The following is a 25,583-nucleotide window of genomic DNA, read 5'->3' as shown; positions in this document are numbered from 1 at the left end:
GTTGCGGGAGCATGGCACGGGAATGCGGCGAGCACGCGTGCTCGAAGCCGCGCGAAAGGTGTGCGCAGGCGGCGTGCAAGCCGGGTTGCGCCGCCGTGCGGCACGCGGCGCGCCGCGTGGGGCGGCGCGATGTCGCATGAAGCTTCGGGAAGGGTCGCGCATCGTCCGGCCGGCGCCGGTGCGCGACACGGCCGCCGGCGCTTACGCCGGCGGCCGCATGCGGACTAGCGCCACGCGTCGACGATGATGCGCTTCAGCACGTGCAGCTTGCGATGGAGGAAATGCTCGGCGCCGGGGATCACGACGACCGGCAGCTCCTGCGGCCGCGCCCAGTCGTACACCGACGCGATCGGCACCGTATCGTCGGTTTCGCCGTGGATCACGAGCGTGTTCTCGGGCACGTCGGCCACCTGCCAGCGGCTCGCGGCCGTGCCGACGAACACCATCCGCTCGATCGCTTCGCCCGCGTCGCGCAGGCGCTTCGCGACGTGCGACAGCACGAAGGTGCCGAACGAGAAGCCCGCGAGCACGAGCGGCAGGTCCGCATACGCGGGCTGCGCGCGCATGTGCGCGAGCACCGCGAGCAGGTCGTCCGCCTCGCCCGTGCCATTGTCGTGCACGCCTTCGGTCGCGCCGACGCCACGGAAGTTCGACCGGTAGACGACGTAGTTCAGTTGCACGAGCGTGCGCGCGAGCGTCTGCGCGACCTTGTTGTCCATCGTGCCGCCGAACAGCGGGTGCGGATGCGCGACGAGCGCGATGCCGCGCGGCGCGGCGCCGCCTTCGCGCACGGCGTCGGGCAGGTCGACCGCGATTTCGATCTGGCCGATCGGGCCCGCGATCAGCGATTTCTGCGTATGAACGTTCATTCGGCCGGCCCGCTCAGATCTTCAGGCGGTCGACGACCTTGCCGTCGCGCAGGTGCGACTCGACGATCTCGTCGATGTCGGCCTGGTCGACGTACGTGTACCACGTGCCTTCCGGATACACGACCATCACCGGCCCTTCCTCGCAGCGATCGAGGCAGCCGGCCTTGTTGATGCGCACCTTGCCGGGCCCCGCGAGACCGAGTTCCTTCACGCGCTTTTTCGCGTATTCCTGCATGGTCTGCGCATTGCATTGCGCGCAGCTCGGGCGCTCGGCGCCCGGTTCGCGCTGGTTCAGGCAGAAGAAGACGTGGTGCTGGTAGTAGGAATCCATGATGGTGACGAGCGGCCCGGCGCGAGGCCGTGCGGAAAGAGGGGCGATGAATTGCCGTTGCGCGGGGCGGCAACGGAGGATGCGGACGATTATAGCGAGCGGCGCACGCGGCTGCCCGCGGCACGGCCGCCGCCGCACGGCCCTGGCTGCCGCGTCAGCGGCGCAGCGCGGCCGGCAGCCACGCGTGCTCGACGCGCTGGCCGAGCCAGATCAGCGCCGCGTAGGGCCAGATCCACGCGAGCCAGCGCGCGATGCTGTTGAAGTGCACGTAGCGGCCCTGCCGCCAGCCCGACAGCGTGAAGTCGAAGAACGGGTTGACCGGCAGCAGGTTCACGAGCGCGACGCCGGCCAGCAGCGCGAGCGCCGCGAGCATCGCGCGCCACGTCGCCGGCACGCGCAACGCGACGAGCGCCGCCGCGAAACCGAGCTCGATGCCGAGCCTCGCGCCGGGCGTCGCCCATACGACGACGAGGCCGGTGGTCGACTGCATGTACGTCGCGGCCGCCTTCAGCACCAGCGTGGCGACCACCAGCGCGATCAACAGCCGGATGCGCGGCGCGCGCGGGCGCATCGCGAGCGACGCGATCGTCAACGCGGCGAACAGCATCAGCCCGCCCAGCACGGCCTCCCACGCGGAATCGGACAGCCAGCCGTCGACCCGCTCGGGCCATTCGCTGACGCGCCACGCGGCCGGCAGCCACGCGAGCAACGCGTCCTGCATCGACGCGTCGGCGCGCTCCCACAGCGCGGCCGGCCAGTCGCCGATACCGAACAGGAACGGCGACGGAAACACGATCGCGAACGGCCACAGCGCGGCCAGCAGCAGCGGCGTCGAACCGTCGGCCTCCAGCCACGCGAAGCGCAGCCGGCGCAGCGCGCCGCGGTCGAGCAGCGCGCCGGTGGCCGGCGCGGCAAGCGCCGCGCCCAGTAGCGCGCCGAGCGCGTTGGCGCCGAGGTCGAGATTCGACGCGACACGCGTCGGCAGGTAGGTCTGCAGCGCTTCCATCGTGCCCGACAGCAGCACACCGAGCCCGCCGGCGATCAGCGTCGCGGCCACGCCCCGCCAGCGCGGGTGCAGCGCCAGCACGCCGAGCGCGCCGAACGGCAGGTAGCCGAGCACGTTCGTGGCCACGTCGAACGCGGTCACGTAGCGCTGCATCGGCGCGAACAGGTAATCGAACGGACCGATGCCGAGCGACAGCCAGCCTTCGAACGGATACAGCGACGCATAGACGATCAGCGCCGCGTAAGCGGCAAACGCCTGCCGCGCGAGCGGTGACGCGCGATGCGTGCCCGGCACGTTCATCGCGGATGCAATCGCGGATGCAATCGCGGATGCACGTCGGCCGTCACGGCGTGCCCGCGTACGCCTGCACGCCGACCCACGCGGCGATCTGCGACACGAGTTCGTCGCTGGCCGCCGCGAGCGCACGCGCGCCGCCGGCCGCGTCGGGCGTGCTCGACGGCGCGCGCGCGACGAACGTGCGCTGGCCAAGCACCTTGCCGTCCTGCATCAGCGTCGCGCGCGCGGTCACCGCGCCGTGGCTTTGCGACTGGCCGTCGAAGACCTGCTCGAATTCGCTCAGGTCGACCTTGAGCGTCGGCGCGCGCACGCCGTCGGCGCCTTCGAGCACCGTCCCGCGCGACGACAGCGCGCCGCGCAGCCGCTGCGTGAGCAGTTGCGCGGGCGGCGCGGTCCAGCGGCTGTCGCGATAGACGGCCACGTGCTGCGCATCGGCGTACGCGAGCCGGTACGCGAACTTGTCCGAGTCGAGCGCATCCGGCGCGGCGACGTCGAGCACCTTCAGCGCGGGGCCCGACCCGGTGGTCGCCACCGACGACGCGGGCCCGAGGTCGTAGCGGATGTTCGACAACACCGCGTCGTTGCCGGCGCAGCCGGCCGCCAGTGCGAGCGTCAGTACGGCAAGTGCGGCCGCGGCCGGGCGCAGCGCGCGGTCAAGAATTCGTGGCATGGCGTATTCCTGCATGAGGTTTCCGGTTTCGATGGGCGTCAGCGTCAGTGCGCGGCCGTCGCACCCGGCCAGACGAAGCCCGCTTCGCCCGGCCCCGGCGCCGCGCCGGGCGAGCCGAACAACAGACTGCGCGGATTCCGGCCGAGTTCACCGGCAACGTCCTTCAATTGCCGGGATGCATCGCCGACGCTATCGGCCAGCGCGTTGAAGCGCGGCAGCGTGTCGTACTGCACGCGCGCGTTGAGGCCGTTCAGCGCGACGCCGACCTGCTCGGCGGCCGTGCCGGCCTTGTTCAGGTTCGACACGAGCGGCCCGTTCGGCTGCAGCAGCGTGTTCGCCGACGCCATCGCGCGGTTCACCTCGTGCATCGTTTCCGGCAGCGCGGTGACGGCCGGGCCGAGCTGCTTCGTCAGCGTCGCGGCGCCGTCGGCCGCGTGCTGCAGGCTTTCGGCGGTCGCGCGCAACTGCTCGCGCATCTCGGGCGACATCAGCGCGTTCGCGCTCTTCGCGGCCAGTTCGAGTTGCCGCAGCAGCACGTCGCCGCGCTCCTGGATCTGGTCGAACAGGCTCGGCCGCATCGGGATCTGCGCGATCGCCTTCGGCGACGACGGCAGCGGCGACAGATCGCGCCCCGTATCCTCGAGCTGCACGAACGCGATGCCGGTCACGCCCTGGAAGCCGAGGCTGCCGTAGGTCGACTGCGTGATCGGCGCGTCGTGATCGACGAGAATGCGGATCCGGATCTGGCCCGGATGCGTGCGATCGAAGCCGATCGACTGCACCTTGCCGACGTCGAGGCCGCGAAAGCGCACGGCCGCGTCCGGGAACAGCCCGGTCACGTTGGTGCGCGCGAGCAGGTCGTACGGCACGCGCACGGTGCGGTCGACGTTGAACCAGAACACGGTGCCCGCGATCGCGAGCGTCAGCGCGATCGTGAACAGGCCGGCCCAGAACGCATGTGATTTGTTTTCCATTCGCGGGTTCCTTGCTTCTACAGCTCGACGCTCGACAGCGCCGGTTCGAGGGCCGCCTTCGGCAGCTTCGCGCGCCGCTCGGGCGGCAGCGCCTGCAATGCGCGGCGCCCGCGCAGCCCCAGGAAATATTCGTGGATGAACGGATGGTCGACGTTCGCGGCCTCCTCGACAGGCGCCGCGACCAGCACCTTGCGGTCGGCCAGCACCGCGACGCGCGTCGACAGCGCGACCATCGTGTCGAGGTCGTGCGTCACCATCACGACGGTCAGACCGAGCGTGCGGTGCAGCGTCGCGATCAGCTCGACGAATTCGTCGGACGCCTGCGGATCGAGGCCGGCCGTCGGCTCGTCGAGGAACAGCAGCTCGGGCTCGAGCGCGATCGCGCGCGCGATGCCAACCCGCTTCACCATCCCGCCCGACAGCGCGGCCGGCATCTTCGACGCGTGCTTGCACGGCAGCCCGACCATCTCGAGTTTCAGCATCACGATGTCGTGCAGCAGGTCCGGCGGCACGCGGCCGAGCTCGCGCAGCGGCTGCGCGACGTTGTCGAACACCGTCATCGACGAGAACAGCGCGCCCTGCTGGAACAGCATTCCCGAACGCGTGCGCATCATCCGCGCGCTCGCGTCGTCGATCGTCGCCGTATCCTCCCCGAACACCTTGATCGTGCCCGACGTCGGCCGTTCGAGGCCGAGGATCTGGCGCACGAGCGTCGTCTTCCCGGAGCCCGACCCGCCGACGATCGACACGATCTCGCCGCGCCGCACGTCGAAGTCGAGCTTCTGGTGAACGATGTTGCGCCCGTAGCGCTTGGTCAGGTTGCGCACCTCGATCACGAGGTCGCCGGCATCGGCGGCCGCGTCCGGCCGGGCGCCGAGCGACCCGGCGCCGATCGCCGCGGCATGCGCGGTCGTTTCGTTCGATGCGCTCATCCGAGCCCCACGTTCTGGAACAGGATCGCGAACACCGCGTCGGCGAGGATCACGACCGTGATCGACGACACGACCGACGTGGTCGTGCCTTCGCCGAGGCTCTGCGAGTTCGCCTTGATCCGGAAGCCGAAATGGCACGCGACCAGCGCGATCAGCATGCCGAACACGACGCCCTTGCCGACGCCGATGTACAGGTTCGCGATCGGCACGACGCCCGGCAGCGAGCGCACGAAATAGTTGATGTCGATGCCGAGCACCAGCTTCGCGGCGAGCGCGCCGCCCGTCAGCGCGATGATGTTGGTCCACATCACGAGCAGCGGCATCGCGACGCCGAGCGCGAGCACGCGCGGCAGGATCAGCCGCAGCCCGTGCGGGATGCCCATCACGCGCATCGCGTCGAGCTCCTCGGTCACGCGCATCACGCCGATCTGCGCGGTAATCGCCGAGCCCGAGCGGCCCGCGACCAGGATCGCCGACAGCACGGGGCCGAGCTCGCGGATCACCGACAGCCCGAGGATGTTCACGATATAGCGGTTCGCGCCGAACATCTGCAACTGCTGCGCGGACAGGTAGCTGAGCACGATGCCGATCAGGAACGCGACGAGCGCGGTGATCGGCAGCGCCTGCGCGCCGGCGCTGTAGATGTTCGCCGAGGTTTCCTTCCACGGCATCGTCCGCGGGCGGCGCAACACCGACAGCGCATCGAGGATCACGAGGCCGAACATCGCGATGCCGCCCTGCAGGTGTTCGCCGAACGCGAAGATCGCCTGGCCGAGCCGCGTGACGGGATCGAACCGCACGATGCGCTCGGGCGCCTCGCGCTGGCTGTCGAGCCGTTCGATGCGCTCGAAGATCGTGCGCTGCGTGGCGCTCAGCGCGACGCCGGCCGGCAGCTTGCGGCCCCACACGCGCCACAGCGCCTGGCCGCCGACGTGGTCGAGCCGCTCGATGCCGGACAGATCCCACTCGCTCACGCGCCCGGCGGCGATCGTCGCGATGCGGCGCGCCACGGCGCCGCGGTTGCGCGCGAGCGACAGCGCGGTCCACTGGCCGGTCAGGCGCACCGTCTGGCCCTGGCCGCCGGCGTCGACCGACAGGCCGGGAGGAGTCTCGAAGTCCAAGGGCGGGTTGTTTGCAAAAGGATGACAGCGGCCATTGTAGCGAACCGTCCGGCGCCGCGACGTGAGGATTACGGTGCGGACGGCGAGCTCGGGCGCGCAGCCGCGGCACCGGGCCGGGTGGGCCGGCCGGGACCGGCCCGAAGCCGCCGCGGGCCTCGGCCAGCGGCCGGCGTCGCGACCTTTCATTGTTCCGTCACGTTTCCTTTCGATACTCTCACGCGCCGCACCTCAGGCCGTCGGCGCCCCGCGCCGCCATTCGTGCGTACCTCGCGTTTCATAAAACAGAACACCGAACAGGACAACCGATGCGTCTCCCCCCGCTTTCCCGCCGCCACCTGCCGGCCGCCGCCGCGCTCGCCAGCCTCGCCTTCGTCCTCGCCGGCTGCGGCGGCGACGACGTCACCGCCACGCCGCCGTCGCAGTCCGAGGCCCAGGCGCCCGTCGGCACGACGGCCACGCTCGCGCTGCTCGAGACGACCGACCTGCACACCAACGTGCTGTCGTACGACTATTTCAAGCTCGCCGCCGACAATTCGCTCGGCTTCGAACGCGTGTCGACGCTGATCGCGCAGGCGCGCAAGCAGTACCCGAACACGCTGCTGCTCGACAACGGCGACACGATCCAGGGCACCGCGCTGTCGGACTACCAGGCGCTCGTGAAGCCGCTCGGCTGCGACCAGACGCTCGCGATCTACAAGGTGATGAACGCCGCGAAATTCGACGGCGGCGGGATCGGCAACCACGAGTTCAACTACGGGCTGCCGTACCTGTCACAGGTGACCGGCAACACGTTCGAGGTCGACGGCCTGCCCGCGCCGGCCCAGCAGAAGAAGTGCGCGGGCCCGAACTTCCCGCAGGTGCTCGCGAACGTGATCAGCGCGAAGACCCATGCGCCGCTGTTCACGCCGTACACGATCCTGACGCGCACGGTGACAGCCACGACGCCGGACGGCAAGACGGTCAGCGCGCCCGTGAAAATCGGCATCATCGGCTTCACGCCGCCCGCGATCATGAACTGGGACAAGCGCTGGCTCGACGGCAAGGTCTACACGACCGGGCTGAAGGAAGCGGCCGAGAAGTACATTCCGGAGATGCGCGCGAAGGGCGCCGATCTCGTCGTCGCGATCTCGCACGGCGGCCTCGACAATTCCGCGTACTCGCCGACGATGGAAAACGGCAGCTGGTGGCTGTCGAAGGTGTCCGGCATCGACGCGATGCTGATCGGCCACTCGCACCAGGTGTTCCCGGACGCGAACAGCACCGTGGCGCAGTTCAACCTCCCGGGCGTCGACAAGGTCAAGGGCACCGTCAACGGCGTGCCGACCGTGATGGCCAACTACTGGGGCAAGCACCTCGGCGTGATCAAGCTCGGCCTGAAATTCGACGGCAAGACGTGGGCCGTCGACAAGTCGCAGACGACCGTCGAGGCGCGGCCGATCCAGAACGCCGACAAGAGCTACGTCGCGGCCGACCCGTCGGTCTCCGCCGCGATCGCGGCCGAGCACCAGGCGACGATCGACTACGTGAAGACGCCGATCGGCTCGACCGACTACCGGATGAACTCGTACTTCGCGGACGTCGGCGATCCGGGCGCGATCCAGATCGTCAACGAGGCGCAGGCCGACTACGTGAAGACCTACGTGCAGGCGAACCTGCCGCAGTACGCGTCGCTGCCGGTGCTGTCGGTCAGCGCGCCGTTCAAGAGCGGCTTCGGCGGCGGCACCGACTACACCGACGTCGCGCCGGGCGCGCTCGCGATCAACAACGCGGCCGACCTGTACCTGTATCCGAACACCGTGTACGCGGTGAAGGTGAGCGGCGCCGACGTGAAGAACTGGCTCGAGACGGCCGCGAAGCGCTTCAACACGATCGATCCGACCCAGGCGACCGTGCAGCCGCTCGTCAGCACCTTCCCCGGCTACAACTTCGACATGTTCACGTCGGCCGATCTCGCCTATGAAATCGACGTCACGCAGCCGGTCGGCAGCCGCATCCGGAACCTGACGTACAAGGGTGCGCCGATCGACGCGAACGCGCAGTTCATCGTCGCGACCAACAATTACCGCGCGAGCGGCGGCGGCAATTTCCCGGGCCTCGACGGCAGCAAGACGATCTTCGCGTCGCCCGACGCGAACCGCGACGTGCTGATCGCGTTCATCAAGAAGCGCGGCGCGATCACGCGTGCGGCCGACGGCGCGCAGCGCAGCTGGCGCTTCACGAAGCTCGCGAGCTCGGTCGCGCACGTGCGGTTCGCGTCCGCGCCGAACCGCCTCGGCGACGCCGCGGCGGCCGGCCTGACCGGCATCACGCAGGTCGCGGCCGACGACGGCTCGGGCAAGAACCTCGCGACCTACGAGATCGACCTCACCCAATGAGACACGTGATGCAACCGATCCGGACGATGCGGCCCGCCGAAACCGGCTTCGCTGCCACCGCGCGGCGCGTGCTGCGCGCGAAACTCCCGCCGGCCGCGCTGCTCGCGGCGGCGGCCGTGACCGTCGCGGCCGTCGTCGCGGCGACCGGCCTGCGCGGCGCCGGCCCCGCGCCGAGCGCCGCGCAGCTCGACGAATGGCAGGCGATGGTCACGCAGGCGACCGAGCCGCATGCGCTGGCCCGGTTGCGCACGCTCGCGCGCCGCGGCTCGGGCGCAGCGCAGGCGGCGCTCGGCATCGCGCTCGTCGATGCGCATGAGCCGGGGCTGCGCGACGAGGGGCGCGGCTGGCTGGAAACGGCCGCGGCGGCCGACGACAAGGCCGATGGGCCGGCTGCGCGGCGCGCGCAGCTCGCGCTCGGCAAGGCGTTGCTGCTCGGCAGCGGCGATCTCCCGAAAGACTATGCGCGCGCCCGCGCGTTGCTCGGCGCAGCGGCTTCGAACGGCGATCCGGCCGCCGCGTATTACCTCGGGCTGATCTACCGCAGCGGCTACGGCATCGCCGCCGACCCGGTGCAGGCCGCGCACTGGTTCGACATCGCGTCGCGCGCGGACATCCCGGCCGCCGACTTCATGCTCGCGAACGCGTACCGCGACGGCAGCGGCGTGCCGCGCGACGAAGCGCGCGCGCTCGCGCTGTATCGCCGGGCTGCCGAGCATGAACTGCCGGAAGCCGTGCAGACGCTCGCGATGGCCTATCGCAACGGCGAACTCGGGCTTCGGCCCGACGCGGACGAGTTCCACGCGCAGTGGATCGAGACCGCGCATGCGCTGAAGCACCCGGTGGTCGCGCCGTGACGGCCGTTCGGCCGGGACGCGCGCGGGCGTGACCCGGCCGAACGGTGGTTGCTTCGCATGCGCCATCCACGCGCTGCGTAGCGGTCGTCCGGAAACGGAAACGGAACCGGTTGCGGGGCGCCTCGACGGCGAAGTCGCCGACCGGCTCGCCGAGCGCTATCAGCTCACGCTCGAGAAAGGCCACCTGCCAGGGGCATCGTCCGTCGGCTATTCGCGCCGGCTGACCGTCCGCGGCCCGGGCGGCGCGCGGATCCTCGTGTCGGCCCGGCAGGGCCCGGCGCTGAAGGGCAAGACGCTGCCGGCCTGCGAAATGACAACCGAAGAAGACATCGAGGCGCTGAAGCGGATGGAAAAGCACCAAGCCGCGCGACGGCGCCCGCCACCCTGCAGATTGCGTGCGCCGTCCGGCGCGCGCGCCCGCCCCCTGTCGCTACAATAGGCGCCATGAACGCCCCCACCTCCTCCGACACGCCCGAATCCGGCGACGCGCACATCGCGCGCACCCGGCTCGAGGCGCACCTCGATGCCGCGCCGCGCGCGTGGCCGCTCGACATCGTCGCCGCCACCGGCTCGACCAACGCCGACGTCGCGACTCGGCTCAAGGCGCTGCCGCGCAGCGCGAGCGCATTGCCCGCGCCGCTCGTGCGCGTCGCGTTCGAGCAGACGGCCGGCCGCGGCCGGCAGGGCCGCCCGTGGTTCGCGCAGCCCGGCAATGCGCTGCTGTGCTCGGTCGGCTGCATCGTGCCGCGCGCCGTCGATGCGCTCGGCGGCCTCAGCATCGCGATCGGCGTCGCGCTCGCCGAAGGGCTGGCCACGCTGCCGCTCGACGCCCGCATGCGCGTCGCGCTCAAATGGCCGAACGACCTGCTGCTGACGGCCGACGACGACGGCGCGCCGCGCATCGTCGGCAAGCTCGCCGGGATCCTGATCGAAACCGTCTGGACCACCGCCGACGCCACCGCCGTCGTGATCGGCTTCGGCATCAACGTGCGCGGCGCGGAAGCCGTCGCCGCGCAGGTCGACGCGCTGCGCGCGCGCGAAGCCGCGCTTGCAAGCGGGCTGCCGCCCGCCGCGCTGTCGATCGCGTGCGCGTCGGCGAACCTCACCGATACGCTCGCCGCGTCGCTGAACGCGCTCACGCCCGCGCTCGCGCAGTTCGGCACCGACGGCCTCGCGCCGTTCCTGCCGCGCTGGCACGCGCTGCACGCGTACGCGGGCCGCGAAGTCGTGCTGCTCGAACAGGGCGTCGAGCGCGCGCGCGGCATCGCGACGGGCATCGACGCGACCGGCCAGTTGCTGCTCGACACGCCGAGCGGCGTACAAACGATCGCAGCCGGCGACGTGTCGCTGCGCGAAGCGCAATGAGCGAACCGCATCTGCTGATCGACGCCGGCAACAGCCGGATCAAGTGGGCGCTCGCCGACGCGCGGCGCACGCTCGTCGACACGGGCGCGTTCGGCCACACGCGCGACGGCGGCGCCGATCCCGACTGGTCGATGCTGCCGCGGCCGCGCGGCGCGTGGATCTCGAACGTCGCGGGCGCCGACGTGGCCGCACGGATCGACGCGCTGCTCGACGCGCGCTGGCCGGGCTTGCCGCGCACGACGATCCGCTCGCGCCCCGCGCAATGCGGCGTGACGAACGGCTATACGACGCCCGAACAGCTCGGCAGCGACCGGTGGGCCGGCCTGATCGGCGCGCACGCGGCGTTTCCGGGCGAGCATCTGCTGATCGCGACGTTCGGCACCGCGACGACGCTCGAGGCACTGCGCGCGGACGGTCGCTTCACGGGCGGGCTGATCGCGCCGGGCTGGGCGCTGATGATGCGCGCGCTCGGCACGTACACCGCACAGTTGCCGACGCTGACCACCGATATCGCCAGCGACCTGCTCGCGGGCGCGCAGGCCGAACCGTTCCAGGTCGATACGCCGCGCTCGCTGTCGGCCGGCTGCCTGTACGCGCAGGCCGGGCTGATCGAACGCGCGTGGCGCGATCTCGTCGCCGCGTGGCAGGCGCCGGTGCGGCTCGTGCTGGCTGGCGGTGCGGCGGACGACATCGCACGTGCGCTGACGGTCCCGCATACGCGGCATGACGCGCTGATCCTGTCCGGGCTCGCGCTGATCGCAACGGACGCGGCCGGCCCGGCAACGGCGCAGGATTGATGCACAGGCGCCGGCATCGCGCCGGCGCGTGGCGAAGCAGGGCGAAGCGGGTCCAGACGGGCCCGCGTCACGCCGACGAATACGCGCGATGCCGCGCCAGCGGCCCGCACGAACGGTCGACGGAAGCCATGAAAAAAGCCGGCCATGCGGCCGGCTCGACTGAACGACGTGAACCACGTCGATGACGACAAGGAGTTTCGACGATGCTGCGCTGGCTGATCGCTGTTCTCTTTCTCGCCAACATGCTCGCGTTCGTGGTGGCGCGCGGCGTGTTCGGGCCGCTGCCGGCGGCCGGCCCGCGCGAACCCGGCGTGCTGTCTCGGCAGGTGCAGCCCGACGCATTGCGCGTGACACCGCTCGTGCGGGCGACCGACCAGCCCATCGTCGGCGGCCCGATCGCCGCGCCGGCCGTCACGACCGCACCGCTCTCGGCATCGGCCCCGTGACGGCGCCGCGCCCCGCTCAGGACTGTTGCGCGCGCACCTTCTTCAACAACGCAGTGGTCGAGCGGTCGTGCTCGAACGGAATTGCCAGCGCCCGGCCGCCCCAGCCGCGCACGAGCGCGGATTCCGGCAGCGCGTCCATGTCGTAATCGCCGCCCTTCACGAGGATGTCCGGACGGACGGCCTCGATCAGCGACACGGGCGTCTTTTCCGCGAACGTCACGACCCAGTCGACGCTTTCCAGCGCCGCCAGCAATGCCGCGCGATCCTCTTCGCGGTTGATCGGCCGGTCGTCGCCCTTGCCGAGCATGCGCACCGACGCATCGCTGTTCACGCCGACGATCAGGCAAGCGCCGAGCGCTTTCGCATCGGCGAGATACGTGACGTGACCGCGATGCAGGATGTCGAACACGCCGTTGGTGAACACGACGGGCGACGGCAGCGACGCGCGCAGCGCGACGAGGGCATCACGGGTGATCAGCTTGCGTTCGAAGGTGGCGGACATGATGGAGATCGGACGGAATGAACGACGGTGCGCGCGACGGCGGCACCCGATAAAAAGCCCGCCGGACCGGCCGGGCGGGCTTCATGCAACGCATTCGACACGGTGCCGCGAGCCGCGCGCGAATCGGGGCGAATCGGGGCGAATCGCGCCGGCGGCGGCGCCTGCCGACCTCAGGCCGGCTGCGCGGCCGACGACGGACCGCTTTCGGCCTGCAGGCGGCCGGTGACCTCCTTGCGGTAGCGGTTCAGTTCCTGCGCGGTCGCGAACGTGCGCTCGAACAGGATCGACAGGTTGTGCAGGATCCGCTCGACGACCTTCTTCTCCCACTCGCCGTCGAAACGGATCTGCTCGTCGAGCCAGCGCTCGAGCCATTCCGGATCCGGCAGGCGCGACTGCACGGTGTCGCGCGGGAACAGCGCCTGGTTCACGTGCAGGTTGGTCGGGTGCAGCGGCTTCTCGGTGCGACGCGCCGACGCCATCAGCACGCCGATCTTCGCGAATGCGGCACGGGCGACGTCGCCGCAGTTGTTCAGCGCTTTCTTCATGTAGCGCAGGTACGCGCCGCCATGACGCGCTTCGTCGCGCGAAATCGTTTCGTAGATCTGCTTGATGACGGGCTCGGTGTGCCAGTCGGCCGCGCAGCGGTACCAGTGGTTCAGGCGGATTTCGCCGCAGAAGTGCAGCATCAGCGTCTCGAGCGGCGGCGCGGGATCGAACTGGAAGCGCACCGCGTGCAGTTCCTCTTCGGTCGGCACCATCTCCGGCTTGAAGCGGCGCAGGTATTCCATCAGCACGAGCGAATGCTTCTGCTCCTCGAAGAACCACACGCTCATGAACGCGGAAAAATCGCTGTCGTGCTGGTTGTCGCGCAGGAACATTTCCGTCGCGGGCAGCGCCGACCATTCGGTGATCGCGTTCATCTTGATCGTCTTCGCCTGCTCGTCGGTGAGCAGCGAAGCGTCGAACTTGTCCCACGGAATGTCCTTCTCCATGTCCCAGCGGACAGCTTCGAGCGACCTGTAAAGTTCCGGATAAAGCATGGTGTTCATGATGGTCCCACCCCTGTTCTGCGCAATGCGACTTCTCTAAACGTGACTGTTGCCGCGCGAGCGCGCCACGCGCGCTTTTTGCAGCCAAGACTGTAATTTTACGCGGGAAACCGGCCCGCCGGACGCCGATTCCTCGTCCGGCAGCCAGGCGGCCGCGTGGCCGCCGTTGGGCATGCCGCAACCCGCTCCGTTCGTGCGGAGCCGGCCGCGCTTGCCTGAGTGGGGGCCGGCGCTGGCCGGCTCGTTGGCGCGCCCGTCCCCTGCCCCAGGCGGGTTCCCCGAAAGGTCCCGTGCGGATGCCGGATCGGCGGGCTGCTCGATATGGTGTATACGGCGGCGGCCATGATAGCACGCGTGCATGACGGTTCCGAGACGCCCGGCCGGTCGCGCGCCGCCCACCGCGGTGCGGCGATCGGTCGCGGCCAGCCGTCGCGAAAACGCAACCTTACAGTGCGCCCGCGCGTGTCAGACCCGCATTTCGCCGGTCGCGAGCCCGCCTTCCGGCGGCGTGCCGGCCGCCGGTGCGCTGCCGCCGTCCGCCCCCGCGATCCAGCCGGCCAGCGTCTCCCGCTGGGCCCGGCCGTCGCGGTAGCCGAGCTCGATCAGCTCGCGCGTGAACGCTTCCTCGAACAGCAGGTAGCTGGCGAACGACGCGCCGGCCGGCTGGCTGCCGCCGATCGCGCCGAGCAGCCCGCGCATCGTCGCCGGCATCTGCTTCAGGTGCTTCGCGGCGATCAGCTCGATGCGCTCGGACGGCGCAATCGCGAGCACGTCGACGTGCCGCCAGCCGCTGTCGATCTCGACCTGGTGCGGCAGGTGCTCGATCATCCGGTTGATGTGCTCGATCCGTTCGATGTCCGAGCCGATCGAGTCGAGAAACACGCTCGCGAGCACCTGCTGGCCGATCTGCGCGAGCGTCGGGTAGCCACGGGCCCGTCCCGTGCCATTTGCGGCGGGAATCTCGGGCCGCGGATCGGCTGCGCCGACGACGACGATCCGGTCCGCGCCGAAGTGGATCGCCGGCGACAGCGGCGCGATCTGCCGGATCGAGCCGTCGCCGAAGTACTCGACCTGCCCGTCGAGCACGAGCGGCACGGCGGGGAACACGAACGGAATGGCCGACGACGCGAGCAGGTGCGACGCCGACAGGTCGACGAGCCGCGCGGTGCGCTGCGCGCGACGCCATGCCTGGATCGGCTCGGCGGCCTGGTAGAACGTGAGGTGCCGGCCGCTCGAATAGCTGAGCGCGGTAACCGCGAGCGCGTGCAGCAGGCGCGCCTCGAGCATCTGCTCGATCCGGTGGAAGCTGAGCTCGCGCTGCAGCAGGTGCGCGAGCGGCGTGTTGTCGAGCAGCCCGCGCGGCGAGCGGCGGGCCGCCCAGCCGAACGTCATCGTCGCGAGCCAGCGCGCGCCGGCGCCGGCGATGCCGAGCCAGTCGGTGCGATACACGTAATCGGCGCGCAGCGGCTCCCAGAATTCGAGCAGGCGCCGCACGCCATGGGAAAAGTCGTCCGCGTGGCTCGCGATCGACGTCGCGTTGATCGCGCCGGCCGACGAACCGCACACGACCGAGAACGGCACCGTATGCCGCTGCGGATCGGCCTCGCGCGCGATCTCGGCCAGCGCCTTCAGCACGCCGACCTGGTAGGCGGCGCGCGCGCCGCCTCCCATCAGAACGAGCGCGAGTCGCATGATCGACCTGCTAGCTGCGCCGCATCACGTCGAGCGCTTCGGCGGACGCGTTTCCGGCGACGAAGCGGCCGCCGCGCGCGCCGCGGCCGAACCGGACGGCTTCGCGCGCTTCGCGGCGGGCTTGCGCGGCGCGGCCGCGGCGGACTTCGCGGCGGGTTCGGGCGCGGCGGCGGTCTCCGGCGGCGCGGCGTCCGGCGCAGCGGGCTGCATGCCCGGCTGCGCCATCGCCAGGCTCGCGAGCTGGTTGAATTGCGTCTGCAGCAGGTTCCACCAGCCGGACGGGTCGAACGGCTGCTGCGCGGGGTCGCCTTCCGGCGCATCCGCGGCGGGCGCCGCGGCATCGGCCGTGGGCGCGGCCCCGCCCGCCGACGCGGGTTTAGCGGCCTGCGCGGCGGCCACGGCCGCGTCCTCGGCCGCCGACATCGAGCTTTGCGCGAACGCGCCGAACGCGCGCAGCGTCGCGAGCGTCGCGCGCTGCACCTCGAGCGCCTGGATCGCGGACTGCAGCATCCCGAGATTGAGCTTCAGCCACTGCTCGACCGCGCGCAGATCGGTGATCCGCTTGTCGAGCTCCTCGACGTTCGTGAGCGGCGACATCATGTCGGACATGCTCGACAGCGACGGCGGCAGCCCGTGCGTGGCGCCCGGAAACGGCGCCATCCCGCCGAACGGCGACATCCGGATCATGTCCCACATCCGGTCCATCATGTCGGCGGGCTGGAACCCGGCAAAGCCGGCGAAAGGGTTCGCGCCGGAGGCATCGGTCGTCATACGGGCATCCTGGTTGACTGGGAGAGCGAGGCGGCCGCCGTGCACCGCGCAGCCGCGCATGGTTCGATCATAGCGCGCACGTCAGAACGGCGCGTCACCGGGAAATGCGGGCGGGCGCCGTTCGCGCAGCGAGCGGATGCCTTCCTGCACGTCGGGCCCCGAAAAACCCATGAATTCGAGCGCGAGCGACGTATCGAAGGTCGGCCCGGCCGTGCGCAGCCAGTTGTTCAGCGCGTACTTGGTCCAGCGGATCGCCGACTGCGAACCGTGCGCGAACCGCTCGGCCACTTCGTATGCCTTCGGCAGCAGGTCGGCCGGCTCGACCGCGAGCGAGACCAGCCCGATCCGCTCGGCCTCCTCGCCGCTCACGGGTTCGCACAGCATCAGGTAGTACTTCGCCTTCGCCATCCCGCACAGCAGCGGCCACACGATCGCCGCGTGGTCGCCGGCCGCGACGCCGAGCCGCGTATGGCCGTCGATGATGCGCGCATCCTTCGCGGCGATCGAGATGTCGGCAAGCAGCCCGGCGACGAGCCCCGCGCCGACGGCCGGGCCATGCATCGCCGACACGATCGGCTTGCTGCAGTTGATCACGTTGTAGACGAGGTCGCGCGCCTCGCGCCACACGCGGGCGCGCACGTCGAAATCGTTCGCCATGTCCTCGACGAGCGCGAGATCGCCGCCCGCCGAGAAGCCCTTCCCTTCGCCGCGGATCACCGCGACGCGCGTGTCGGGATCGCGATCGACGTCGCGCCAGATGTCGGCGAGCTCGCGATGCATGCGCGCGTTCGCGGTCGCGAGGCCGCTGCGGTTCGCGCCCTCGCCGCTCATCACGATGTCGAGCACGCCATGGTCGCGGCGCGTCACCTTCAGTGCTTCGTAACCGCCGTATGCGGCGAGATCGGCCATCTGCTGCTCCTTGCTCGAGGCGGTCGAACGCTTGAATCGAGTGTAGCCAAGCCCGCGCGGTCAAACATCGGGCGAAACCCGGCGCGCGGGCCGAAGCCGGGTGTCGCCGGCGCGTTGCGTACCGCGCCGCTTATGCCGCGCCGTCGGGCGGGGAAACCGACTGCTCGATCGCGCCGAAGATCGACTTGCCGGCCGCATCGAACATCTCGATGCGCACGGTGTCGCCATAGCGCATGAACTCGGTCTGCGGCGCGCCGTGCTCGATCGTCTCGAGGCAGCGCTTCTCGGCGATGCAGCAGTAGCCGCGCTTCGCGTCCTTGTTCGACACCGTACCGGAGCCGACGATCGAGCCGGCGCGCAGGTTGCGCGTCTTCGCCGCGTGCGCGATCAACTGGCCGAAGTGGAACACCATGTCGGTGCCGGCGTCAGGCTGGCCGACCTTCTTGCCGTTCCAGTGGACGATCATCGGGCGGTGCACGCGGCCCTCGCGCCATTCGTCGCCGAGCTCGTCGGGCGTGACGGCAACCGGCGCGAACGCGGTGGCCGGCTTGCTCTGGAAGAAGCCGAAGCCCTTCGCGAGTTCGGCCGGAATCAGGTTGCGCAGCGACACGTCGTTCACGAGCGTGACGAGCCGCACGGCCTTCAGTGCGTCGTCGGGCGACGCGCTCATCGGCACGTCGCCGGTGATCACCGCGACCTCCGCCTCGAAATCGATGCCCCATTCCTCGGACGGGCACACGACGTCGTCGCGCGGCCCCAGGAAATCGTCGCTGCCGCCCTGGTACATCAGCGGATCGGTCCAGAACTCGGGCGGCATCTCGGCGCCGCGCGCGCGGCGCACGAGCTCGACGTGGTTCACGTACGCGGAGCCGTCGGCCCACTGGAACGCGCGCGGCAGCGGCGCCATGCAGTTGGCCGGATCGAACGCGAACGCGTTGCGCGCGCGGCCGTGGTTCAGCGCGTCGTACAGGTCGCGCAGTTGCGGCGCGTAGAACGCCCAGTCGTCGAGGACGCGCTGCAGCGTCGGCGCGACCGCATCGGCAATCGCCGCGGTGTGCAGGTCGCGCGACACGACGATCAGCTGGCCGTCGCGCGTGCCGTCCTTCAGCGAAGCAAGTTTCATAGGGAGGATCTGCCGTTGTAGTGACGATGGAGGGAATCTATTTTACGATGGTGAATCCCTGCGGCGCGCCATGATCGCGCACGCCGTTTTCGCCCCGTTTCCTGTCGCATTTTCGCGCACCCGTTGCCCATGCCCGCCAGCCCGCTCCCCGACGACGATCTCGCCGACTCCGATACCGACGACGCCGCCTCCGGCGAGCACGGCGAAAAAGTCCGTTCCGGCATCCAGTCGATCGAGGTCGGCTTCCGCCTGCTCGACGTGCTGACGAGCGAGCCGCGCGCGATGATGCTGCGCGATCTCGCGCAGCGCGCGGGGATGAGCCCGGCGAAGGCGCACCGCTACCTGGTCAGCTTCTCGCGGCTCGGCGTCGTGTCGCAGGACCCCGTCTCGGGACGCTACGAGCTCGGCGGCTTCGCGCTGCAGATGGGCCTCGCGCGGCTCGCGCGCGTCGACGGCGTGAAGCTCGCGCGGATCGCGCTGACCGAATTCCGCGACCGTCTCGACCAGACGGTCGGCATCGCGGTATGGGGCAACCAGGGGCCGACGATCGTGCACTGGATGGAATCGAGCCATCCGGCGAAGGCGTCGCTGAAGCTCGGCGACGTGATGCCGCTGCTCGGCTCCGCGACGGGCCTGCTGTTCGCCGCGTACCTGCCGCGCAGCAAGACCGCCGCGATGCTCGAGCGCGAACTCGCCGATACGCGCCGCTCGCCGCATCACGGCGGCCCGCGCACGCTCGACGAAGTCGATGCGGTGCTCGCCGACGTGCGCGAGCACCAGGCCGCGCGCGTCGAGGGGATGCTGCTGCCGACGATCCACGCGTTCTGCATGCCCGTGTTCGACGCGGTCGGCGAACTCGCGCTCGCGATCATCGCGCTCGGCCAGGAAGGCTCGTTCGACATCGCGTGGGGCGGCGAGATCGACACCGCGCTGCGCGCATGCGCGCAGAAACTGTCTTACGAACTCGGCTATAGTCCCGACGCACGCGACGCCTGACGCATCCGGTTCACGCGACGTCACGCTTCGCGAACGCGCAGCGCATCCGGCGGTCCGATTCCTGTGGCGCGCGCCGCGCGCCCGACGTCACCCACGCGCCCGATCCTGTTCCGATGCCGAACCAGCCCGCCGACCTTCGCCCGAGTCACGCCCTGCCCCGCCGCTGGCTGCGGGTGGGCGTCGCGCTCGTCGCCGTGCTGGTGCTGCACGCGCTTGCCGGGTTCTGGCTGATGCGCAACCGCGAATCGTTCACGCCGCCGCCGCCCGCCGACATCCCCGTGCAGATCGAACTGCTGAAACCGCAGCCGATCGAGCGTCAACCGGCGCCACCGGAGCCGAAGCCGGTCGAACGTCCGGCCGCACCCAAGGCTGCCGCGCCGAAGGCCGCCCCGCCGAAACCCGCGCCGTCGCACGAGCCGGTGCTCACGTCCACGCAAACGGCCGAGCACGGCGAACCGCCGGCTGCCGCCGCGTCCGCGGCGAGCGGCACACCGGAGGCCTCCGGCGCGCAAGCCGCGTCGGCCGCGGGCGCCAGCGCCGCGACACCGGGGCCTGCCACGAGCGGCGTGAAGTTCGCCGCGCCGCCGTCCGGCGACCTGCAGTACGACACGTTCTACAACGGCATGCAGAACATGATCGGCACGATCCACTGGCGCACCGACGGGCACACGTACGACCTGTCGGTGTCGATGCCGGTGCCGTTCGTCGGCCCGTTCACCTATCGCAGCGAAGGCCGCATCGACGCATTCGGCGTCGCGCCCGACCGTTACGTCGAGAAACGCGGCAAGCGGCCGGAAGACATCGCGATCTTCAACCGCGAGATCCGGCAGGTGGTGTTCACGCGCACGCCGAACAACACGCCGCTGCCCGACGGCGTGCAGGACCGGTTCAGCATGCTGATGCAGTTGTCGGGGCTGCTGCGCGGCAATCCCGCGGCCTACAAGCCGGGCGTCACGCAGCAGTTCTTCGTGATCGACAACAATAGCGGCGAGACCTGGCCGATCACCGTGATCGGCGACGAGCAGGTGCAGACGCAGGCCGGCATCGTCGCGGCGCGACACTTCATGCGCCTGCCGCGCCGCGACGGCGACACGCGCCGCATCGACATGTGGCTCGCGCCGTCGCTCGGCTGGCTGCCCGCGCGGCTGGTGCAGACCGAGCCGAACGGTGCGCAGATCGAGCTGCTGTGGCACGGCCGCCTCGCCGCACCGAACGTGCCTGCCGACGCCGCCCCGCCCGGCGGCGCAACGAACGCGCCCGCCGCGGCGCCGACGCCCGCTCCATCACCTGCGTCGCCGGCGGAACCGGCACCGTCGGCACCGCCCGCGACGATGCAACCACCGACGTCGTCGACTGTCACACAGTGATAGACGCACAGGAATCGGCAATTTCGACCGATTACAGTTTCCCCGGAAATGGCCGATGACACTCTTTAACAACTATTTCAGTCCACCGGCTCACAATGAGAAACGTTTGATAGACATCGGCTTCTAACCGATACACCCCACGCAAACGGGAGAACGGGGTGTGCAGCGCAAGCCCCTTGAAACCGGCGAGGCTTGCCCCACCTAGGGGACAACAAGGCCAGATGCCACTGCGAAGAGGAGTGCCGCCATGCAAATGATCTACAACAGCCCCAACTACTGCGTCGTCGAATTTGCGCCGCAGGCCGGCCATCACCTGATGAATGCCGGCGGATACGAAATCGTCGACAAGAACGCGCAGCGCGAAATCTTCATCGACGGCGAACTTGCCGAACGATTCCGCGCGCACGTGAAGCAGTTGATCGAGGATGAACCGTCGCTCGACGAGGTCGACGAATTCCTCGGACAATTCGACAGCCTGATGATGATGCCCGTCGTGCTGCACTGACGACCCGCGGCCCGGCGCGTCACGCGGCCGGGCCATTCGCCGCGCATCGATGCGGCGCCGCGTGCACTCCGATCCTGCCCCCGTCCGGCTCGCCGGCGGGGGCTTTCATTTGGCGGGCCGGCCGGCCGCGCGGCGGGGGCCGGCGACCGCTTGACGCACCGGCTACAATGACGGTTTTCCGTCTTCGCCGGTCTTCCGCCCATGTCTGCGACTCCTCTCGCCGCTCCCGTCCCGCTCGACGCGTCCTACACGCGCGGCGCCGCCCTGCCTGCGCTGCTGAAATCGCGCATCCTGATTCTCGACGGCGCGATGGGCACGATGATCCAGCGCTACAAGCTCGACGAGGCCGCGTATCGCGGCGAGCGCTTCAAGGATTTCCCGCGCGACATCAAGGGCAACAACGAGCTGCTGTCGCTCACGCAGCCGCAGATCATCCGCGAGATCCACGACCAGTACTTCGCGGCCGGCGCCGACATCGTCGAAACCAACACGTTCGGCGCGACGACCGTCGCGCAGGCCGACTACGGGATGGAAGCCCTCGTCGTCGAGATGAACGTCGCATCGGCAAAGCTTGCGCGCGAATCGGCCGCGAAATACGCGACGCCGACCAAGCCGCGCTTCGTCGCGGGCGCGATCGGGCCGACGCCGAAGACGGCCAGCATCTCGCCGGACGTCAACGATCCGGGCGCACGCAACGTCACGTTCGACGAGTTGCGCACGTCGTACTACCAGCAGGCGAAGGCACTGCTCGACGGCGGCGTCGACCTGTTCCTCGTCGAGACGATCTTCGACACGCTGAACGCGAAAGCCGCGCTGTTCGCGCTCGACGAGCTGTTCGAGGACACCGGCGAGCGCCTGCCGATCATGATCTCCGGCACCGTCACCGATGCGTCGGGCCGGATCCTGTCGGGCCAGACCGTCGAGGCGTTCTGGAATTCGCTGCGTCACGCGAAGCCGCTCACGTTCGGCCTGAACTGCGCGCTCGGCGCGGCGCTGATGCGCCCGTACATCGCCGAGCTCGCGAAGCTGTGCGACACCTACGTGTCGTGCTACCCGAACGCGGGCCTGCCGAACCCGATGAGCGACACCGGTTTCGACGAAACCCCCGACGTCACGTCGGGCCTGCTGAAGGAATTCGCGCAGGCCGGGCTCGTGAACCTCGCCGGCGGCTGCTGCGGCACGACGCCCGAGCACATCGCCGAGATCGCGAAGGCGCTCGCCGACGTGAAGCCGCGCCGCTGGCCGAACCAGTACAGCGACAACGCCTGACCGACCGCCCCACGTCCATCATCAAAAGAATTCGCACCGCCATGACCGATCACATGATGCGCCTTGCCGGCCTCGAGCCGTTCAACGTCACGCCCGGGACGCTCTTCATCAACGTCGGCGAACGCACCAACGTCACCGGCTCGAAGGCGTTCGCACGGATGATCCTCAACGGCCAGTTCGACGAGGCGCTCGCCGTCGCGCGCCAGCAGGTCGAGAACGGCGCGCAGGTGATCGACATCAACATGGACGAGGCGATGCTCGACTCGAAGGCGGCGATGGTGCGCTTCCTGAACCTGATCGCATCGGAGCCGGACATCGCGCGCGTGCCGATCATGATCGACTCGTCGAAGTGGGACGTGATCGAAGCCGGCCTCAAGTGCGTGCAGGGCAAGGCGATCGTGAACTCGATCTCGCTGAAGGAAGGCGAGGACGCGTTCCGCCACCACGCGAACCTGATCCGCCGCTACGGCGCGGCCGCGGTCGTGATGGCGTTCGACGAAACCGGCCAGGCCGATACGTACGAGCGCAAGACCGAGATCTGCAAGCGCTCGTACGACTTCCTCGTGAACGAAGTCGGCTTCCCGCCGGAAGACATCATCTTCGACCCGAACATCTTCGCGGTCGCGACCGGCATCGAGGAGCACAACAACTACGCGGTCGACTTCATCGAGGCGACCCGCTGGATCAAGCAGAACCTGCCGTTCGCGAAGGTGAGCGGGGGCGTGTCGAACGTGTCGTTCTCGTTCCGCGGCAACGACCCGGTGCGCGAGGCGATCCACACCGTGTTCCTGTACCACGCGATCCAGGCGGGGATGGACATGGGCATCGTGAACGCGGGTCAGCTCGGCGTGTACGCCGATCTCGACCCGGAGCTGCGCGAGCGCGTGGAAGACGTGATCCTGAACCGCCGCGCGGATTCCACCGACCGCCTGCTCGAGATCGCCGACAAGTTCAAGACCGGCGCCGCGAAGAAGGAAGAGAACCTCGAGTGGCGCAACCAGCCGGTCGAGAAGCGCCTCGCGCACGCGCTCGTGCACGGCATCACGACCTTCATCGTCGACGATACGGAAGAAGCGCGCGCGAAGATCGCCGCGGCAGGCGGCCGTCCGATCAATGTGATCGAAGGGCCGCTGATGGACGGGATGAACGTCGTCGGCGACCTGTTCGGCCAGGGCAAGATGTTCCTGCCGCAGGTCGTGAAGTCGGCGCGCGTGATGAAGCAGGCGGTCGCGCACCTGATCCCGTTCATCGAGGAAGAAAAGCGGCTGCTCGCGGAAGCGGGGGGCGACGTGCGCGCGAAGGGCAAGATCGTCATCGCGACCGTGAAGGGCGACGTGCACGACATCGGCAAGAACATCGTGTCGGTCGTGCTCCAGTGCAACAACTTCGAAGTCGTCAACATGGGCGTGATGGTCCCGTGCAACGAGATCCTCGCGAAGGCGAAGGTCGAGGGCGCGGACATCATCGGGCTGTCGGGCCTCATCACGCCGAGCCTCGAGGAAATGGCGTACGTCGCGTCCGAAATGCAGCGCGACGACTACTTCCGCGTGAAGAAGATTCCGCTGCTGATCGGCGGCGCGACGACGTCGCGCGTGCACACGGCCGTGAAGATCGCGCCGCACTACGAAGGCCCGGTCGTCTACGTGCCCGATGCATCGCGCTCGGTGTCGGTCGCGTCGAACCTGCTGTCGGACGAAGGCGCGGCGAAGTACCTCGACGAGCTGAAGTCCGATTACGAACGCATTCGCGACCAGCACGCGAACCGCAAGGCGCAGCCGATGGTCACGCTCGCCGACGCGCGCGCGAACAAGACGAAGATCGACTGGGCCGGCTACCAGCCGGTGAAGCCGAAGTTCATCGGCCGCCGCGTGTTCAAGAATTACGACCTGAACGAACTCGCGAACTACATCGACTGGGGCCCGTTCTTCCAGACCTGGGATCTCGCGGGCCCGTACCCGGCGATCCTGAACGACGAGATCGTCGGCGAATCGGCGCGGCGCGTGTTCTCCGATGCGAAATCGATGCTCGCGCGGCTGATCCAGGGCCGCTGGCTGACCGCGAACGGCGTGATCGCGCTGCTGCCGGCCAACACGGTCAACGACGACGACATCGAAATCTACAGCGACGAGTCGCGCTCGGAAGTGCTGCTCACGTGGCGCAACCTGCGCCAGCAGAGCGTACGCCCGGTGGTCGACGGCGTGATGCGGCCGAACCGTTCGCTGGCCGATTTCATCGCGCCGAAGGAATCGGGCGTGGCCGACTACATCGGGATGTTCGCGGTGACGGCCGGCCTCGGCGTCGACGTGAAGGAAAAGCAGTTCGAAGCCGACCACGACGACTACAGCGCGATCATGCTGAAGGCGCTCGCCGACCGCTTCGCGGAAGCGTTCGCCGAAGCGATGCACGCGCGCGTGCGGCGCGAGCTGTGGGGCTATGCGAGCGGCGAGACGCTCGACAACGACGCGCTGATCGCCGAGAAGTACGCGGGCATCCGCCCGGCGCCCGGCTACCCGGCCTGCCCCGACCACCTCGTGAAGCGCGACATGTTCGACGTGCTGCACGCGGACGAGATCGGCATGAGCGTGACCGATTCGCTGGCGATGCTGCCGGCCGCGAGCGTGTCGGGGTTCTACCTCGCGCATCCGGACAGCCGCTATTTCTCGGTCGGCAAAATCGGGCAGGACCAGCTCGAGGACTACGCGCAACGCATGGCGCTGTCGCTCGACGACGCGCGCCGCGCGCTCGCGCCGCAGCTCTGATCGACGCAAACGGGCGGCCCGGCCGCCCTTTCATCATACAAAATAAAAAGCCCGCTCGAACGCGGGCTTTTTGCTGTCCGGCGAACCGTTCGATCCGCCAGGCAAGGAAGCTCAGAAGCCCCAGTGCACGTCGGCCTGGCCGGCCTTCGCTTCGCGCAGCATCGTCAGGAACGGCGCGACGCGCTGGGCCAGGCTCGGCGGCACTTCGTGGTGCGCGTGGTCGGCTTCGTCCTCGTGGAAATGGCCAGCGTGCTCGGCGCGCTCCTGCTTCGCCTGCGCGACCGCGCCTTCCAGCTTGGCGATCGCGTGGTCCAGTTCGTCGTGCGTAATCACACCGCGCTCGCCCAGCTGCTTGCCGACGAGACCCAGCACATACACGGCGAAATCCTTCAGCACGTCGAGATCCTGTGCCGCCTTGCTCTTGAACGTAATCATGACAATTCCCTTTTCATCTTGTTGTGCCTGCGCGGCGCGGTTGGGGAACGCCCACAGACCGGCGTCCGGCCTCGCGGACGCGGGCCGCCTGAGCGGCATATTAGCACCTGTTAAAATTCTGCGATCCCTGAAACGCGCGCTTAAAAAGCGCGCCGGCGGCCCGGCATTT

25 protein-coding genes are annotated in these 25,583 nt (G+C 69.5%); 11 read left to right on the top strand and 14 right to left on the bottom strand.

All coding sequences use genetic code 11. The features are described 5' to 3' along the window. Nucleotides 1-224: 224 nt before the first annotated feature. The 7 genes from A9Z05_RS23420 to A9Z05_RS23390 form a co-directional block, all read right to left on the bottom strand. Nucleotides 225-869 (bottom strand): alpha/beta hydrolase, encoded by a 645-nt coding sequence (locus A9Z05_RS23420; protein ID WP_069620208.1) that lies wholly within the window; start codon nucleotides 867-869, stop codon nucleotides 225-227. Nucleotides 870-882: 13 nt separating this feature from the next. After that, nucleotides 883-1,200 (bottom strand): ferredoxin, encoded by a 318-nt coding sequence (locus A9Z05_RS23415; protein WP_069620207.1) that lies wholly within the window; start codon nucleotides 1,198-1,200, stop codon nucleotides 883-885. A 154-nt stretch (nucleotides 1,201-1,354) separates the two neighbouring features. Next, the gene (locus tag A9Z05_RS23410; protein WP_069620206.1) at nucleotides 1,355-2,506 is read right to left on the bottom strand and encodes a VanZ family protein; all 1,152 of its coding nucleotides are present in this window, start codon (nucleotides 2,504-2,506) and stop codon (nucleotides 1,355-1,357) included. Between the two features lie 43 nt (nucleotides 2,507-2,549). After that, complete coding sequence (locus tag A9Z05_RS23405; protein WP_069620311.1) at nucleotides 2,550-3,173, bottom strand: ABC-type transport auxiliary lipoprotein family protein; 624 nt, start codon at nucleotides 3,171-3,173, stop codon at nucleotides 2,550-2,552. A 44-nt stretch (nucleotides 3,174-3,217) separates the two neighbouring features. Next, nucleotides 3,218-4,147, bottom strand: a complete 930-nt coding sequence (locus A9Z05_RS23400; RefSeq protein WP_069620205.1) for an MlaD family protein — start codon at nucleotides 4,145-4,147, stop codon at nucleotides 3,218-3,220. A gap of 17 nt (nucleotides 4,148-4,164) precedes the next feature. Then, complete coding sequence (locus tag A9Z05_RS23395; protein WP_069620204.1) at nucleotides 4,165-5,079, bottom strand: ABC transporter ATP-binding protein; 915 nt, start codon at nucleotides 5,077-5,079, stop codon at nucleotides 4,165-4,167. Next, nucleotides 5,076-6,200: an ABC transporter permease gene (locus A9Z05_RS23390; protein ID WP_069620203.1), complete on the bottom strand. Its 1,125-nt coding sequence runs from the start codon at nucleotides 6,198-6,200 to the stop codon at nucleotides 5,076-5,078. Before A9Z05_RS23390 ends, A9Z05_RS23395 begins: the two co-directional genes overlap by 4 nt. A 305-nt stretch (nucleotides 6,201-6,505) precedes the next feature. Between A9Z05_RS23390 and A9Z05_RS23385 the strand changes: the two genes are divergently transcribed. From A9Z05_RS23385 to A9Z05_RS23360, 6 genes are all read left to right on the top strand, one after another. Further along, a complete protein-coding gene (locus tag A9Z05_RS23385; RefSeq protein WP_069620202.1) occupies nucleotides 6,506-8,575 on the top strand; it encodes a bifunctional 2',3'-cyclic-nucleotide 2'-phosphodiesterase/3'-nucleotidase in 2,070 nt (689 codons plus the stop codon). Nucleotides 8,576-8,583: 8 nt separating this feature from the next. Then, nucleotides 8,584-9,429 (top strand): tetratricopeptide repeat protein, encoded by an 846-nt coding sequence (locus A9Z05_RS23380; protein WP_069620201.1) that lies wholly within the window; start codon nucleotides 8,584-8,586, stop codon nucleotides 9,427-9,429. Between the two features lie 28 nt (nucleotides 9,430-9,457). Beyond that, nucleotides 9,458-9,868: a hypothetical protein gene (locus A9Z05_RS37950; protein WP_256122076.1), complete on the top strand. Its 411-nt coding sequence runs from the start codon at nucleotides 9,458-9,460 to the stop codon at nucleotides 9,866-9,868. Between the two features lie 5 nt (nucleotides 9,869-9,873). Then, on the top strand, nucleotides 9,874-10,794 hold the full coding sequence (locus tag A9Z05_RS23370) for a biotin--[acetyl-CoA-carboxylase] ligase (RefSeq protein WP_069620200.1): 921 nt from the start codon (nucleotides 9,874-9,876) through the stop codon (nucleotides 10,792-10,794). Beyond that, nucleotides 10,791-11,591: a type III pantothenate kinase gene (locus A9Z05_RS23365; protein WP_069620199.1), complete on the top strand. Its 801-nt coding sequence runs from the start codon at nucleotides 10,791-10,793 to the stop codon at nucleotides 11,589-11,591. Before A9Z05_RS23370 ends, A9Z05_RS23365 begins: the two co-directional genes overlap by 4 nt. Nucleotides 11,592-11,794: 203 nt before the next feature. Next, on the top strand, nucleotides 11,795-12,037 hold the full coding sequence (locus tag A9Z05_RS23360; protein WP_069620198.1) for a hypothetical protein: 243 nt from the start codon (nucleotides 11,795-11,797) through the stop codon (nucleotides 12,035-12,037). A 16-nt stretch (nucleotides 12,038-12,053) separates the two neighbouring features. Here the strand turns inward: A9Z05_RS23360 and rfaE2 are convergent, their stop codons facing one another. From rfaE2 to A9Z05_RS23330, 6 genes are all read right to left on the bottom strand, one after another. Then, nucleotides 12,054-12,539, bottom strand: a complete 486-nt coding sequence (rfaE2, locus tag A9Z05_RS23355; RefSeq protein WP_069620197.1) for a D-glycero-beta-D-manno-heptose 1-phosphate adenylyltransferase — start codon at nucleotides 12,537-12,539, stop codon at nucleotides 12,054-12,056. A 170-nt stretch (nucleotides 12,540-12,709) separates the two neighbouring features. Continuing rightward, complete coding sequence (locus A9Z05_RS23350) at nucleotides 12,710-13,588, bottom strand: diiron oxygenase (RefSeq protein WP_011353352.1); 879 nt, start codon at nucleotides 13,586-13,588, stop codon at nucleotides 12,710-12,712. A 465-nt stretch (nucleotides 13,589-14,053) separates the two neighbouring features. Next, the gene (locus A9Z05_RS23345) at nucleotides 14,054-15,280 is read right to left on the bottom strand and encodes a patatin-like phospholipase family protein (protein WP_069620196.1); all 1,227 of its coding nucleotides are present in this window, start codon (nucleotides 15,278-15,280) and stop codon (nucleotides 14,054-14,056) included. A 24-nt stretch (nucleotides 15,281-15,304) separates the two neighbouring features. Beyond that, a complete protein-coding gene (locus A9Z05_RS23340) occupies nucleotides 15,305-16,051 on the bottom strand; it encodes a PhaM family polyhydroxyalkanoate granule multifunctional regulatory protein (RefSeq protein ID WP_069620195.1) in 747 nt (248 codons plus the stop codon). Between the two features lie 81 nt (nucleotides 16,052-16,132). Continuing rightward, nucleotides 16,133-16,960, bottom strand: coding sequence for an enoyl-CoA hydratase/isomerase family protein (locus A9Z05_RS23335; protein WP_069620194.1), 828 nt, complete (start codon nucleotides 16,958-16,960; stop codon nucleotides 16,133-16,135). Nucleotides 16,961-17,090: 130 nt separating this feature from the next. After that, entirely contained in the window at nucleotides 17,091-18,083 is a 993-nt protein-coding gene (locus A9Z05_RS23330) for a fumarylacetoacetate hydrolase family protein (protein WP_069620193.1), read from the bottom strand. A gap of 129 nt (nucleotides 18,084-18,212) precedes the next feature. On the opposite strand from A9Z05_RS23330, the gene A9Z05_RS23325 reads away from it, so the two are divergent. From A9Z05_RS23325 to metH, 5 genes are all read left to right on the top strand, one after another. Then, nucleotides 18,213-19,079 (top strand): IclR family transcriptional regulator, encoded by an 867-nt coding sequence (locus A9Z05_RS23325; protein WP_069620192.1) that lies wholly within the window; start codon nucleotides 18,213-18,215, stop codon nucleotides 19,077-19,079. 113 nt (nucleotides 19,080-19,192) lie between these two features. Continuing rightward, the gene (locus A9Z05_RS23320; protein WP_069620191.1) at nucleotides 19,193-20,446 is read left to right on the top strand and encodes a DUF3108 domain-containing protein; all 1,254 of its coding nucleotides are present in this window, start codon (nucleotides 19,193-19,195) and stop codon (nucleotides 20,444-20,446) included. A 247-nt stretch (nucleotides 20,447-20,693) separates the two neighbouring features. Beyond that, nucleotides 20,694-20,951 (top strand): DUF3567 domain-containing protein, encoded by a 258-nt coding sequence (locus A9Z05_RS23315; protein ID WP_006477667.1) that lies wholly within the window; start codon nucleotides 20,694-20,696, stop codon nucleotides 20,949-20,951. A gap of 201 nt (nucleotides 20,952-21,152) precedes the next feature. Then, nucleotides 21,153-22,220, top strand: a complete 1,068-nt coding sequence (locus A9Z05_RS23310; RefSeq protein ID WP_069620190.1) for a homocysteine S-methyltransferase family protein — start codon at nucleotides 21,153-21,155, stop codon at nucleotides 22,218-22,220. A 41-nt stretch (nucleotides 22,221-22,261) separates the two neighbouring features. Further along, on the top strand, nucleotides 22,262-24,979 hold the full coding sequence (metH, locus tag A9Z05_RS23305; RefSeq protein ID WP_069620189.1) for a methionine synthase: 2,718 nt from the start codon (nucleotides 22,262-22,264) through the stop codon (nucleotides 24,977-24,979). Nucleotides 24,980-25,090: 111 nt separating this feature from the next. Here the strand turns inward: metH and A9Z05_RS23300 are convergent, their stop codons facing one another. Further along, complete coding sequence (locus tag A9Z05_RS23300) at nucleotides 25,091-25,414, bottom strand: DUF1840 domain-containing protein (protein ID WP_006489103.1); 324 nt, start codon at nucleotides 25,412-25,414, stop codon at nucleotides 25,091-25,093. Nucleotides 25,415-25,583 lie beyond the last annotated feature (169 nt).

This window comes from Burkholderia sp. A2 (assembly GCF_001729305.1).
Taxonomy (GTDB): domain Bacteria; phylum Pseudomonadota; class Gammaproteobacteria; order Burkholderiales; family Burkholderiaceae; genus Burkholderia; species Burkholderia sola.
The sequence above is the reverse complement of the archived record's forward strand: the minus strand, read 5'-3'. Positions and strand labels throughout refer to the sequence as shown.